General features: G+C 70.9%; 8 protein-coding genes. 5 read left to right on the top strand and 3 right to left on the bottom strand.

Annotated elements, in window-relative coordinates; all coding sequences use genetic code 11:
• Positions 1-206: 206 nt before the first annotated feature.
• Both ACQ0O7_RS31955 and ACQ0O7_RS31960 read left to right on the top strand, forming a co-directional pair.
• The gene (locus ACQ0O7_RS31955) at positions 207-701 is read left to right on the top strand and encodes a GNAT family N-acetyltransferase (RefSeq protein WP_430787862.1); all 495 of its coding nucleotides are present in this window, start codon (positions 207-209) and stop codon (positions 699-701) included.
• Positions 702-1,062: 361 nt separating this feature from the next.
• Positions 1,063-3,708, top strand: a complete 2,646-nt coding sequence (locus tag ACQ0O7_RS31960; protein WP_430787570.1) for a hypothetical protein — start codon at positions 1,063-1,065, stop codon at positions 3,706-3,708.
• A gap of 17 nt (positions 3,709-3,725) precedes the next feature.
• On the opposite strand, the gene ACQ0O7_RS31965 is transcribed toward ACQ0O7_RS31960, so the two are convergent.
• On the bottom strand, positions 3,726-6,785 hold the full coding sequence (locus ACQ0O7_RS31965) for an efflux RND transporter permease subunit (RefSeq protein WP_430787572.1): 3,060 nt from the start codon (positions 6,783-6,785) through the stop codon (positions 3,726-3,728).
• Between the two features lie 301 nt (positions 6,786-7,086).
• Between ACQ0O7_RS31965 and ACQ0O7_RS31970 the strand changes: the two genes are divergently transcribed.
• Genes ACQ0O7_RS31970 through ACQ0O7_RS31980 form a run of 3 tightly spaced genes read left to right on the top strand, consistent with a single transcriptional unit; the run spans position 7,087 to position 10,056 of the window.
• On the top strand, positions 7,087-7,890 hold the full coding sequence (locus tag ACQ0O7_RS31970) for a polyphosphate polymerase domain-containing protein (RefSeq protein WP_430787574.1): 804 nt from the start codon (positions 7,087-7,089) through the stop codon (positions 7,888-7,890).
• 4 nt (positions 7,891-7,894) lie between these two features.
• Positions 7,895-8,572 carry a DUF4956 domain-containing protein gene (locus tag ACQ0O7_RS31975; RefSeq protein ID WP_430787576.1) on the top strand — a complete coding sequence of 226 codons (678 nt, stop codon included), beginning with the start codon at positions 7,895-7,897 and terminating at the stop codon, positions 8,570-8,572.
• Positions 8,572-10,056: a CotH kinase family protein gene (locus tag ACQ0O7_RS31980; RefSeq protein WP_430787578.1), complete on the top strand. Its 1,485-nt coding sequence runs from the start codon at positions 8,572-8,574 to the stop codon at positions 10,054-10,056. Before ACQ0O7_RS31975 ends, ACQ0O7_RS31980 begins: the two co-directional genes overlap by 1 nt.
• Positions 10,057-10,108: 52 nt before the next feature.
• On the opposite strand, the gene ACQ0O7_RS31985 is transcribed toward ACQ0O7_RS31980, so the two are convergent.
• Together ACQ0O7_RS31985 and ACQ0O7_RS31990 are read right to left on the bottom strand one after the other, a co-directional pair.
• The gene (locus ACQ0O7_RS31985; protein WP_430787580.1) at positions 10,109-11,395 is read right to left on the bottom strand and encodes a DUF4832 domain-containing protein; all 1,287 of its coding nucleotides are present in this window, start codon (positions 11,393-11,395) and stop codon (positions 10,109-10,111) included.
• A gap of 40 nt (positions 11,396-11,435) precedes the next feature.
• On the bottom strand, positions 11,436-13,946 hold the full coding sequence (locus tag ACQ0O7_RS31990; protein ID WP_430787582.1) for an HAD-IC family P-type ATPase: 2,511 nt from the start codon (positions 13,944-13,946) through the stop codon (positions 11,436-11,438).
• Positions 13,947-14,222: the final 276 nt, after the last annotated feature.

Genomic DNA, 14,222 nt, shown 5'->3' on the forward strand with positions numbered 1-14,222 from the left:
GTATCTGCCGCTCCGCGGAACGGCCGCCGAACGGCATCTCGGGGACGGGCCGAAGTTCCCCGAGGACGACCCCTCGCCGCCATCGAGGGTCCTGGCACCTAGCCTCCTAGGATGGTCTAGGTGGGGCGGTAGAGTTCACCGGCGTGACGGGGACTTCTGAGATCGTCGTGGCGGGTGTGGCCGACCGGGATCGAGTGGTCGCGACCATGGTGGCCGCGTTCACCGGGGATCCGGTGCTGCGGTTCATGTTTCCGGAGGACGGGGACTATCCGCGGCAGGCCGCCGCCTTCTTCGGGTACCTCTTCGACAAGCGGGTCGGCCGCGGGTCGATCTTCACCGTCGAGGGTGGGGTGTCCGCGGCCATCTGGGAGCCGCCGGGTGGTGCGGACGTGGTGGCGGAGGAGCTCGATCTGCCGCCGGGTGCGCGGGAGCGGGTGCAGCGGTACGACGACGCGATCCACGCCGCCTTTCCGAGCGAATCCTACTGGTACCTCGGCGTGCTCGGCACCCATCCGGCGGCCGCCGGGCGGCGACTCGGGCGGGCGGTGATGGCGGAGGGTCTGCGCCGGGCGGCCGCGGACGGGCTCCCGGCCTACTTGGAGACCAGCAAGCCCGCGAATGTGGACCTCTACCGCCGGGCCGGCTGGGAGGTGGTCGCCGAGGTGACCGACCCGCTGCCGACCTGGGTGATGCGCCACTGACCGGACCCGGGACCGCCACCCGGATCCGGGGCGCGTTCACTCCCGGCGGTGCGGGCCGCGCGGTGAGCGGAGAGGGGCGCCCCGGTGGCGGCCGTGCCGGTAGCGGAGGGTGCCGGCGTACACCGTGGGTTCGAGTCGCAGACCGTGGATGTCGCATGGGAGGCCGGATGGCCCGCCGCTATCCACAAGAGACTCTCAAGCGTTACCGCCGGGACTACGCCTCGGAGCCGTCCAGTTACCACAATGGATGGATCACCGGCTCTTTGGCGTGAGGAGTCATCCATGGCACGACGGCATTGGCAGGCGGGTAAGGAACAGACACGAGGGATCCAGTTCCAGGGGGGCGCCGGAGCTCCTGCGGTTGATCGAGTGGCTGGTGCAGCGGCCCTGGCGGTTCGGGTCGGTGCGGATCCTGCCGATCATCAGCCTGGTCCGGGCGCGGCCGGACGGCCCGGATCCGCTGGACGGGCTGGCCGAGTGGTTGCGCAAGGCGCGGTTCACCCCGTGGGCGCGGACCGGCACGGGGCTGGTGCAGCGCCCGGCCGCCCTGCGGGAGGAACTGCCCGAGGGGGAGACACCACCGGCTGTCCCGGCCGGGGAGGTGGAGCGCGGGCCGACGGTCGAGGATCTTCTCGACGTCGCGGTCAAGGGGCTGGCCGGGGATGGCGCGGGGCGGAGGCTGCGTTTCCCGCACTACGGTCTGGCGCTGTGGCTGGTGCATCTGCGGCCGATCCAGCCGAAGTCGCCGGACAAGGAGAAGGAGGCGATCGCCGAGCAGTTGCAGCGGCATCTGCGGCAGCGGCTGGAGAACACCGCGTATCTGCAGGACCTGGCCGACGCGGTCGGTGATTTCCCGTGGTGGGTGCGGCTGAGTTCGAGGATCGTACCCAGGCTGGGTCTGGTCTTCATGCGGGGGACGTGGCGTCCGCCGCGCTGGTTCGCCCGGCACCGGCTCAACCAGGCGGGCAGTTTCTACGACATGGCGCGGGACTTCGCCGACTCGGAGCGGCTGCTGGGGCTGTCCGAGGAGGAGCAGCGGCGCCGCCGGGCCGACGTGGACCAGCTGCTGGTGGACGCGTTTCTGCAGGATCTGCGGGTGGCACACCGCCGGGGTGGGCTGTTCGGGGCGGGGCGGCGGCGGACCACCTATCCGGTGCTGCTGGTCGAGTCGGGGACCCGACCGGCCGGGCAGCTGGTGCGGTTGATCGAGCGGGCCGGCTTCGCGCAGGGCCGCCGGAGGCCGGGGCGCCCGCGTAACGAGCCGCTGCTGGTGATCACCAATCCGGTGCTGAACGGGGCGGTTCCGAAGTACGCGCCGGCCGACGCGCGGATGGCGTACGACGAGTGGGCCGAGGAGCAGGCGCATCTGAGCCGGGAGGGGCACAGCACGCTGGTGTTGCGGCTGCCGGCGGAGACCGGGCGGCCGGGGGACTGGACGGAGCTGGGCCGGGCCGGTCTGCCGCGCCGGCGGCGGACGTGGATGTCGCTGGTGCTGCCGCTGGTGTTGGTGACCGGGCTGATCGCGGTCCCGGTGTGGAATCACGGCCGGTGTGAGGTGGCGTGGCAGCCGGTGCCCGGTCAGACCCTGCAGCGTGAGCCGATCGGGGGTGGGCGGAGTCAGTGCATCGGGCTGTCCGACGGCCGGCATCTGTTCTTCGGCGAGGTGCCGCCGCACGCCGACGCCGAGGTGGCCGGGAAGCTGAAGGAGGTGGAGGAGCGGATCGCGGCGACGAACGAGGCGGTGCTGGCCGGTCCGCACGGGGCCGAGCGCAAACCGGTGACGGTGGTGTTCCTGAGCACGCTGACGAACACCACGGTCGGCGGGTACGAGGCGGCGCTGGAGGAGTTGCGGGGGCTGGCACTGGCCCAGGAGACGGCCCGGACCTCGCAGGCGCCGATCCTGTTGCGGCTGGCCAACGGCGGGGACCAGATGGAGTTCGGCGGGGCGGCGGCCCGGTTTATCGCGGCGTCGGCGAAACGCCTGAACGTGGTGGCGGTGGTCGGTCTGGGGGTGAGCCGCAGCGGGACCGAGAGTGCGATCCGGGTGCTGGACGCGGCCGGGATCCCGACGCTGGCGACGCTGTTGACGGCGGACAACCTGAACACGGCGGTCGCCACCTATCACCAGATCGCGCCGTCGAACCGGCGGGAGGCCGCGGTGGCCGCGTTCTACGCGCGGGAGAAGTTGAAGGTGGCGCGGGCGGCGGTCTACTACTCGGGTGATCCGGCGGATCTCTACAGCACGAGTCTGGCGCAGGACGTGCAGCAGGAGTTCTCCGCGCGGGGGATCACGGTGCGGGAGGTGACGCCGTACCGGACGCTGCCGGGCACGCCCGGCGGTGATGTGACGAGCATGGGCCGCAAGGCGTGTGCCGAGCACGCCGGTGCGACACCGGACGGCTATCTGGTGTTCTTCGCCGGGCGGCCGGACGAGTTCCGGTTGTTCCTGCAGGGGCTGGCATCGTCGTGCCGGCGCAATTATCCACCGATCCTGGCCGGGGACGCGATCACCGAGTTCGGGTTGTCGAAAGGCCTGGTCAACCATCCGGGCCTGGTGCTGCATTACATGTCGCCGGCGAGCAGCCGGATCTGGGGCGACGACTGCGGGACGATCCAGCAGGCCGAGTTGTTCTTCTCCAGCTATCAGGAAGCCGGGTACGGCGACGCCTGCGAGCAGGGCCAGGCGGAGCGGGCGATGTTCGGCTGGGATGCGGTGGAGACGGTCAAGGCGGCGATCATCCAGGTGCGCGGGCTGAGCGCCGGGGCGGAGATCACCCCGCAGAGTCTGTTGCAGGGGATGAACGCGCTGACCGGGAACAACGCGGTGGACGGGGTGACCGGCGAGATCGACTTCTCGTTCCGGGCGGTGAACCCGCAGTTGCCGGTGAACAAGGTGATGCTGGTGATGCGGACCGATGCCGGCGGTGGCACCGAGCTGGAGTTGCTCTGTGCCACCGCCGACCTGGCCGGTCACGACGCGGGCTGCCCGCTGGACGCGACGGACTGAGTCGTGTCCGACTCGGGTCAGCCGACTGGCACCGGCTCCTCCGCGCGGGGAGCCGGCGCCGGCGCCTGGCGGCGGTCCCGGCGGGTCTCGGTCATCGTGTAGAGGACCGGGATCAGCACCAGGGTGAGCAGGGTGGAGCTGACCAGGCCGCCGATCACCACGACGGCCAGCGGCTGGGAGATGAAGCCGCCCGCGCCGGTGATGCCGAGCGCCATCGGGAGCAGGGCGAAGATGGTGGCCAGGGCGGTCATCAGGATGGGGCGCAGCCGGCGCAGGCCGCCTTCGACGACCGCCTCGGTGACGGTCATGCCGCGTTCGCGGTACTGGTTGATCAGGTCCATCAGCACGATCGCGTTGGTGACCACGATGCCGATCAGCATCAGGATGCCGATCAGGGCGGCCACGCCGAGTGGGGTGCCGGTGGCCAGCAGCAGGGCGATGGCGCCGACGAACGCGAACGGGATGGACACCAGCAGCACGAAGGTCTGCCGGATGCTGCGGAACACCGCGACCAGGATCAGGAAGACCAGGGCGATCGCGATGGCGATGGCCAGGCCGAGCTGGGTGAAGGCCTCGTCCTGCTGGGAGGTGACGCCGCCCATCTCGTAGGAGGCGCCGGCCGGCAGGGCGATGCCGTCGAGGGCGGTCTGGACGGCGCTGCTGGCGGCGCCGGTGTCGTCGCCGGCCGGGGTGGCGGTGACCGTGTTGGTGCGGTCGCCGCCCAGGCGGGTGCGCTGGACCGGCCCGTCGATCTCGGTGACGGTGGCGACCCGGTCGAGGCGCACCGGCCCGGTGGCGGTCATCAGCGGCAGGGCTTTGACGTCGGCGAGGCTGTCGGGCCGCTTGTCAGACCCCGACCCGACGACGACCTCGTGCTCGGCGCCGTCGAGGGTGACCCGGGTGACGGTGGCGCCCTGGACGGCCTGCCGCAGCGCCGACACCACGGCCTGGTCGGTGAGGCCGAGACGGGCCGCGGTCTCACCCTTGGTGACGATGCTGATCTGCGGGGCGCTCTCGGACAGGTCGCTGGTGACGCCGGTGACCTCGGTGACGCCGGCCAGGGTCTCGGCGACCCGGGTGGTGGCGGCGGTGAGGGTGGCGTCGTCGCCGGCGCGGACCGACACCTCGATGGCGCTGCCGCCGAATCCGCCGCCGCCTCCGCCGACGCTGATCTCCCCGGCGCCGTCGAGGGCCGCGAGCCGGGTGTCCAGCTCGTCGTGGACGGCGGTGCTGTCGGCGTCCTCGGTGAGGTTGACGGTGTAGGAGACGCCGCCGCCGGTGCCGCCGAGGAAGCCTCCGCCGCCGCCGATGGTGACCTGGTAGGAGTCGACGCCGTCGAGCCCGGCGAGGACCGCCTCGACCTGCTGGGCGGCCTTGTCGGTGGTGGCCAGGTCGGTGCCGGGCGGCAGGGTCTGGGTGAGGCTGAGGGTGCTCTCGCCGGACTGGTCGATGAAGGTGGTCTTGAGGCCGTCGGCCATCAGGGCGGTGGCGGCGAGCAGGGCGGCGGCCACGCCGAGGACGGTTTTGCGGTGACCGACCGAGTAGTTGATGACCGGCAGGTAGATCCGCTGGAGGCGGCCCTGCCGCTCCTCGGCCTCGACCCGGGCCCGGAAGGCGTCCGGGTCGGCGCCGGCGGCGTCGGCGGGGGCCTTGAGGAACCAGTAGGCCAGTGCCGGGACGACGGTGAGCGAGACCAGCAGGGAGGCGAGCATGGCGACGGTGACGGTGATCGAGAAGGAGCCGAACAGCTCGCCGACCATGCCGCTGACGAACGCGATGGGCAGGAACACCGCGACCGTGGTGAGGGTGGAGGAGGTGACCGCGGAGGACACCTCACGGACGGCGGTGATCACCGCGTGCCGGCGGTCCTCGCCGTACCCGAGGTGGCGTTTGATGTTCTCCAGGACGACGATCGAGTCGTCGACCACCCGGCCGACGGCGATGGTGAGGCCGCCCAGGGTGAGGATGTTGAGCGAGTAGTCCTGGATCCACAGCACGATCAGGGCGACCAGCAGCGACAGTGGGATGGACACGGCGGTGACCAGGGTGGACCGGGCCGACCGCAGGAACAGCACGATGATCAGGACGGCCATCACCAGGCCGAGCGCGCCCTCTTCGAGCAGGCCGTCGACGGACTCCTTGACGGCGGGGCCGTTGTCGGTGACGACGGTCAGGGCGGCCCCGCCGCCGAGCCGCTGCTCCAGGCCGGGGAGCAGGTCGCGGACGTCGGTGGAGATGGCGGAGGAACTGCCGCCGTGGTCCATGGTGAGGGCGATGCCGAGGCTGGGTTCGCCGTCGGTGCGGGTGATCGAGGTGGCCTCGGCGTCGGTGACGGTCACCTCGGCCAGGTCGCCGAGCTGCCGGGGACGGCCCGCCGGGCTGCTGATCCACAGATCTTTCACCTGGTCCAGGGTGGTGACCGAGGTGCCGACGGCGAGGCTCAGGTCGCGGCCGCCGGCGGTGATCGACCCGGCCGAGGCGGTGCCGCCGAGGGTGCTCAGGGCGGTCGTCACGGCCTGGATGTCGGCCGGGTTCTCCGGGGTGACCGTGACGACCTGCTCGCGGGCGCCGGAGACGGTGACCTCGTTGACGCCGTCGACGCCCTGCAGGGCGGGCACCACGTCGGCGGTGAGGGCGGTGGCGGTGGTGCCGGTGGCGGCCAGAGTCATGGTGGGCATGTCGCCGGTGCTGCCGGTCATCACCTGCGGGTCGACGTCCTGGGGGAGGCGGGCCTTGGCGACGGCCTGCTCGACCTCGGCGCGGGCGTCGTCGATCTCGGTGCCGAAGCCGAACATCAGCAGCACGGCGACCGAGCCCTGCCGGGAGGTGGAGGTCATCGACTCGACGCCGGTCAGGTTCTGAACGGCGTCCTCGATCGGGACGGTGACCTGCCGCTCGACCAGTTCGGGGGCGGCGCCGGGGTAGGCGGCGACCACGGTGACGGCCGGGAACGACAGGTCGGGCAGCAACTGCTGCTTGAGGGCGGTGGCCGCGTAGGCCCCGAGCGCCACGACGAGCGTGGCGACGATGGCCACCAGTTTGCGGTTGGCGAGACTCAGCCGGGCGAATATCGTCACCCGGAAAGTCTCGGATCTTCCGCCGCCCCGGTCGTCCTCCCAGAGCAGGCCCGTTTCCTACCGCGTCCGTGGTACGCCGGGCGCTGGTGTACTCCCGGCGGAGACCAGGCCGCTCTGTCCGGCGGCCACCGCCGGTTCCGGCCATCGCCCGGTTGACGTGCGTCTTGGCGGGCCGGGCCGGCCGTGCGGGTCAGGGTGGGCAGGTCCCGGTGGTACGTCCACCCGTCATTCACCTGGCGTTCTCACCGGATTCACAGGGTTCATCGAGCTTCCCCTGTTTTTGGTACCGGTAGATAAGGGCATGACAAGCGACGACCGGGTGGGTCACTCCCTGCGGGCGCCCAGCAGGCTGCACTCGTTCAACCGGTACGAGATCAAGTACCTGGTGCCGAGTGAGCGGATCCCGGAGCTGAGGGCCGAGATCGCCGGCCGGATGGACTCCGACAGTCATGGGACCAGCGGCGGCTACGGGGTGTGGAGCACCTATTACGACACCCGTGACCTGCGGTTCTACTGGGAGAAGATCGAGGGCCTGAAGTTCCGGCGCAAACTGCGGGTCCGCCACTACGGCGACCGCACGAACGTCGGCGACGACACCGAGGTGCACGTCGAGATCAAGCAGCGGGTCAACCGGGTCACCCAGAAACGGCGGATCGCTCTGCCGTACCGGCAGGCCCGGGAACTCTGTGACCACCGCCGGATGATCGAGCACGACGCGTCCCAGAAGGCGTTCGTCGACGAGGTCCTGGAGCTGATCTCGCTGCTCGACCTGCGGCCGGTCGCGATGACCGGATACCAGCGGGAGGCGTACGTCGGACGGGATTCCGACCTCGGCCTGCGTGTCACCTTCGACCACCGGATCCGGGGCCGGGACCGGGACTTCGACTTCGCCGCCGAGGCGGTGAACCGGCTGATCGTGCCGGCCCGGCTGTCGGTGGTCGAGTTCAAGGCCAACGAGCGGGTGCCCTACTGGCTCACCGACCTGGCCGCCCGGCTGAACATGTCGGTCGTCCGGGTCTCCAAGTACTGCCAGAGCGTGGAGGCCTTCGGCAAGGCCCCGCGCTCCGTCTTCCACATCCCCGATCACGAGAACGCCGAGGTCTGACCCCATGCCTTTCGAAGTACAGGATCTGTCCGGCACGTTCAGCGTCGGTGACATCGCGATCGCGCTGTCACTGTCGTTCGTGCTCAGCGCGTTCATCGCCTGGATCTACCGGTTCACCCATCGCAACGTGTCCTACAGCCAGTCGTACGTGCAGACGCTTGTCATCCTCGGCATGCTGATCGCCCTGATCATGCTGGTCGTCGGCTCCAACATCGCCCGCGCGTTCGCCCTGGTCGGCGCCCTGTCGGTGGTCCGCTTCCGGAACGCCATCAAGGAGACCCGCGACGTCGGGTTCATCTTCCTGGTGATGGGCGTCGGCATGGCCGCCGGCACCCGCTTCTACACGCTGGCGATCGTCGCCGCCGTCTCGATCAGCCTGATCATCCTGGTGATGTACCGGTTCAACTGGTTCGCCGCGAACGTTCAGCGTCAGGTGGTCAAGGTGCAGGTGCCGCCGGACGGCAACCACACCGAGCACATCCAGGACGTGCTGATCGGACTGACCAGCGAGTTCGAACTGGTCAGCATGGAATCCATCAGGGGCGGTGCGCTGCTGGAGCTGATGTACACGGTCCGGCTCAAGAAGGGCACCGAACCCGGTGAGCTGATCGCCCGGCTCGGCGAGCGCACCGGCGGGCAGCGGGTCACCGTCCTGACCGGGTACGACCAGACGGACCTGTAGTGAGGCGCCGGCTTGTCCACCGGATTCCGGTACGGGTCCGGCACTACTGGAGACTGCTCGCCACCTGTGTGGCCACCGTGGTCGCGTTCGCGGTGGTGTTCAGCACGGTGCGGGTGGCGCCGCTGGTCACCAGCGCCAGCGACGAGAACGGCGACCGGGTGACGGTGGACCTCGGCGGGGACACCGATCTGTTCGACGCCACCGTCGCGCACACCATCGCGATCACCTTCCGGGACGAGGACTACCAGCGGCTGCTGGACGCGTTCTGGGACGAGGGCGAGAAGGAGTATCTGGAGGCGGATCTGACACTGGACGGAACGTTCGTTCCCAGTGTCGGGATCCGATTGAAGGGCAACTCCACGTTGCAGGGCCTGACCCGCAACGGCGAGGCTCGCCGGAACGCCCGCGGTGGAGGCGGCCCGCGGGGTGGCGGCATGCCACAAGGTGAAGGACGGCCGGGCGGCGGGCGCACCCAGCTCAAGGCCGAGGAACCGGAGAACCTGCCCTGGCTGATCCGGTTCGACGAGTTCGTCGACGGCCGGCGCTACCAGGGCCACCGGGAGATCTCGGTCCGGGTCGGCGGCATGGGCGGTGGCGCGGCGGTGCTCAACGAGGCCGTCTCGCTGGACGTGCTGGCCGCGGCCGGCGAACCCGCGCAGGAGTACGCCTACACCAGCTTCACCGTCAACGACCGTCCCACCACCGCCCGGCTGATCGTCGAGCACCCGGACGAGAACTTCGCCGACGACCTGGGTGCGAACGGGGTCCTCTACAAGAGCCTGTCCACCAGTCAGTTCACCGATCAGGGCGACGACCAGACCGAGTACGCCGACGACTTCAAGCAGATCAACAAGAAGGGCAGTCAGGATCTGCAGCCGGTCATCGATCTGATCCGATGGGTGAACACGGCCACCGACGCCGAGTTCGACGCCGGTCTGGCCGACCGTGTCGACGTCGAGTCGTTCGCCCGGTATGCCGCGACCCAGAACCTGCTGGTCAACTTCGACGACATGGCCGGGCCGGGCCGTAACTACTACCTCTGGTACGACCTGGGCACCCGGAGGTTCTCGGTGGTCGGCTGGGATTACAACCTCACCCTGTCCGGTTCGGCCACCCAGGATCCGGCCGAGCCGGTGACCATGGGCGGCGGCATGCGCGGGGGCTTCCAGCCACCCGAGGGAGGTGAGACGCCCGGGATGCCACCAGGGGGGCGAGGTGGTTTCGGGGGCGGCCACAAGCTCAAGGAGCGTTTCCTGGCCGGCGCCGCCTTCCAGGACGTCTACCGGAAGGCGTACCGGGAACTCTTCAACGAGATCTACGGCAACGCCGCGGCCCTCAACACGATCACCGAGATCAGGACGGTCCTCGGCACCGTGGACGGCGCGAACGCTGAGGCCGTGGCCACCGAGGCGGAGACCCTGACCACGCTGATCCGGGAACGCACCCGGTTCCTGGCCACCCACGAGGTGGTGACGAGGAACTGACCGGAACGCCCGGCCGGCTGCCAAGACCCCCCAAGGCAGCCGGCCGGGCTGGTCAGCGGGCCACCGTCAGGCTGCCCAGGGTGTTGTGGCCGGTTCGGGCGTCCCACACGCCGGTGTTGGCGAGCCGGATCGCGTAGGCGGGCGTCGCCGCCAGCCGGGATGCCGGGTCGGGCAGGGCCAGGCCCAGGGAATACGTACCCGGGGTGGCCGGTGCGGTGATCGTGCCCCGGACGGTGACCGTCCTGCCCGGCGCCCAGGTGCGGACGTCGGCGGCGAGGGTGGTGGCCCGCCCGGCGAGCACCAGGCGCACCGGCCGGTTCTGGACCGGGGCCGCGTACCCGTCGTTGGTGACCTTGACAGTGACCTTGATCTTGGCCCCGGGTTCGGCGCGGGCCGGAAGGACCGCCTGGACCAGCCGGATCCGGTAGCCGAGCCGCCGACCCGCCTCCGCCAGGCCGTCCTCGCCCCACGAGTTCAGCACGCCGAGATGGAACGACGGATTCAGATAGGTCCAGTGGTAGGCGGCCATCTCGGTGCTCGCGTCCGCCCAGCCGGACCGGTCGGACACGTCGCAGGTCTCACCGCCGACCAGCGACTTGCGGGCGGCCAGCCACTGCCGGTCGTCGGCGGCGGTGTAGGTGCCGTAGTCGTCGGTCCCGGCCAGGAAACAGTCGTTGTGCACCCCGACCCGGGTGTCGCCGGGCGCCAGCGCACGGGCTATCGCGGGGGTGCGCACCTGTACCGGGACACCGGCCGGGACGGCCGCCAGCAGCGCGGTCAGCACCCGCCGGCGGTCGGCCCGGTCGGCGCGCACGTAGTTGTCGGTGTAGTACCACTCGCCCCACCGTCCGACGAATCCCGCCTGGACCGCGGTGAGCACGTCGGCGTTCGCGGCCAGGATCGGCCCGAGCTGCGCGATGTGCCGCACGGTGCGGTCCGGGGTGGCGTCGGCGCCGGAGTCGGCGGAGTACGCGAACCGCACCACCGCCTTCACCCCGGCCCGGCGGATCGCGGCGAAATCGGCCCGGATCCGCTCCAGGTCGGCCGCCGCGACGGTGTCGGTGCCGCGATACCTCTCCAGGTAGAAGATCCGGAAGACCAGGCTGCGGCCCTGTCCGGTGCGGGCCTCGGCCAGGGCGGCGGCGTCCAGCGGCACCCAGCCGGACCCGTCGGCGAACAGGTGCGTCTCGGTGTAGGTGAAGAAGCCGCGTCCCGGGTTGGCGAACACCTCGGCCGAGGCGGCGTACGCGCGGGTCACCGTCGGCGCCGCGGCCACGGCGGGACCGGCGGCGGGCAGGATCAGCGCGAGCGCGGTGGCGCCGGCCAGTAGGGATCGCATGGGCCGACAGTCGGCCCCGGCCCCGGCGACCTGAGCATTGTCAGGCGCCGGGTTCAGAAAGACCCAGGAGCCGGTCGAACAGCCGGTAGTGCAGCACCACGGTCAGGGTCAGGTACCACAGGATCAGCGCGGGCAGCACCACGAAGAACACCGGCTTCGACGGTTTCATCAAGCCGAAGTACTCCCACAGCGGCGGCACGCACAACACCACACTGAAGATCACCATCAGGGCCAGCACCAGCCACGTCGGCCGCCGGTCCCGGGTCGGGCTGGTCCAGGCCCCGAACATCCGGGAGTACGGCAGCAGAAAGCTGATCAGCAGGAACGACGCGAAACAGAAGAACGTCGACAGGCCGGTCTGCGCCAGGATCGTCGCGGACGCCTCGGTGAAGTCGGCCGACCCCACCCCGTACGTCAGCCCGGTGGACCGCTCGAACTCGTGCACGATCCGCTCCGGGGTGCGCCCGGTGCTGAACCGGTCCTTGAGCATCGAATACAGCATCGTGTAGATCGCCGTGCCGAAGGCCGCGGTGACCACCGCGGCCGGCACCACGAACCGGACCAGGTTGCGCACCAGATACGGGTCCGGACGCACCGGCCGGGCCCAGAAGGTGAGGAACACGGTGGGGATGCCGACGGTGAACATGGTCAGCCCGACCTGGGTGGGCGAGTACGGGAACGACAGCCCCAGCATCGTCACCGCCAGGATCACCAGGCCCTGACTGGCCACCCGGGCCAGGAAGACGTAGAGCGACACCCCGATCCCGTTGATGATCCGCCGGCCCTCCCGCTGGGCCGGCGGCAGCGCCGCGAAACTGTCGTCGACGAGCACGATGTCGGCCACGTCCCGGGTCACCGCGCTGCCGCTGCGCATCGCCACCCCGACGTGCGCCTGCTTGAGGGCGCGGGCGTCGTTCACCCCGTCGCCGATCATCGCCACGTAGTGGCCCTGCCGGCGCAGCGACCGGACGATCCGCTCCTTGTGCTCCGGCGCCACCCGGCCGAAGATCGCGGTCCGGGCCACCACCCGGTCCAGCGCCGGATCGTCCAGGCCGTCCAGGTCGGCGCCGGCCACCGGATCGGCCCGGTCGATGCCGGCCCGCGCGGCGATCGCGGCGACCGTCCGCGGATCGTCGCCGGACAGCACCTTCAACCTCACCCCCTCGGCGTGGAACCGGGCCACCGTCGCCACCACGTCCGGGCGCAACTCGTCGGCCAGCACCGCCAGCGCCACCGGCTCCAGCATCGGCAGGTCCGGCCGGCCCGCCGCGTCCCGCAACACCGCCCGGTCCGATTCGGCACGAGCCAGGAGCAACACCCGCAACCCCCGGCCGGTACGGGTGACGACCTCGTCGCCGGGCACCGGCCGCCGCAGTCGCCCGGCCAGCGCGTCCGGCGCCCCCAGCACCCAGGTGCCGGCCCCGGTCACCATTCCCGACCAGCGCAGCGACGACGAGAACGGCACCTCGTCACGGACCTGCCAGGCCGGGCCGGCAACCTGTGCGGCGATCGCCTGCGCGGTCAGGTTCGGGGTCGCCGCGTGATGTGCCAGCCCGCCCAGCGCCCCGGCCGCCGCGGCCCGGTCGTGCCCGCCGAGGGGCACGATCTCGTCGAGGGTGAGCCGCCCGGTGGTCAGCGTGCCGGTCTTGTCGGTGCACACCACGTCCACGTTGCTGACCGACTCGACCGCGTTGACCTGCTGCACCAGCGCGCCGTGCCGGGCGATGCGGACCGCGCCGGCGGTGTAGGCCAGGGCGATCAGGAAGAACAGCCCGTACGGTACGAGCCCCGACAGCACCGCGGTGATCTGCACGACCCGCAGCAGACTGAAGCCCTCCAGGATCGCCTGCGCCACGATCGCGCCGCTCATCAGCACGGTCAGCGCCATCACCAGCCGCACGATGAACTCGATGCTGCGCTGCAACGGCGTCCGGTCGGTGGTGGACAGCCGGGCCTCGGCGGTCAGCCGGCCGGCATAGCTGTGCGCCCCCACGTCGCGGGCCAGCTGATGCCCGCCGCCGGCCACGCACAGGCTGCCCGAGCGCAGGCCGTCGCCCGGATGCTTGACCACCGGATCGGACTCGCCGGTCAGCAGCGACTCGTCGGCCTCCAGCCGGCCGCCGTCCAGCAGCGGCCCGTCCACCACGATCTGGTCACCCGGCCGCACCCGCAGCACGTCCCCGCGGACCACCTGGTCCGGGCTCAGCTCCACCTCCCGGCCGTCCCGGACCACCAGCACCCCGGCCCGGTCCAGCAGCTGCAGCCGGGTCAGCTTGTGCTTGGCCCGGATCTCCTGCGCCGCGCTGATCACCGCGTTGATCAGGCCCAGGCCGACACTGATCAGGGCGTCGCTGTAGCGCTGCATGGTCAGCAGCACCGCGCCGATCACGAACAGGATCAGATTGAAGAACGAGAACACGTTGGTACGCAGGATCTCGCCATAGGAGCGGCCGCCGCCCCGGACCGCGGTGTTGCCCTCACCCCGCCGGCGCCGCGCCTCCGCCTCGGCCGTGGTCAGCCCCTCGGACGGTGCGAGCATCACCTGTTCCATCGCGGCTCACGCTACCGTCACCCCCCACCCCACGTGCCGCTTTCCGGCGCGGATCGGACCGCAAGTGACCACGCGGGAGCGCGTCCCTTCTTGTGTGCCGCTTTCCGGCGCGGATCGGACCGCAAGTGACCACGCGGGAGCGCCCTCCTTCTTGTGTGCCGACTTTCGGTGCGGATCGGACCGCGGGTGGCCACGGGGGAGCGCGCTCCTTCTTGTGTGCCGACTTTCGGTGCGGATCGGACCGGAAGTGACCACGCGGTCGCGAACCCCGGCCCG

The organism is Actinoplanes sp. G11-F43, from assembly GCF_050589265.1.
Classification (GTDB): domain Bacteria; phylum Actinomycetota; class Actinomycetes; order Mycobacteriales; family Micromonosporaceae; genus Actinoplanes.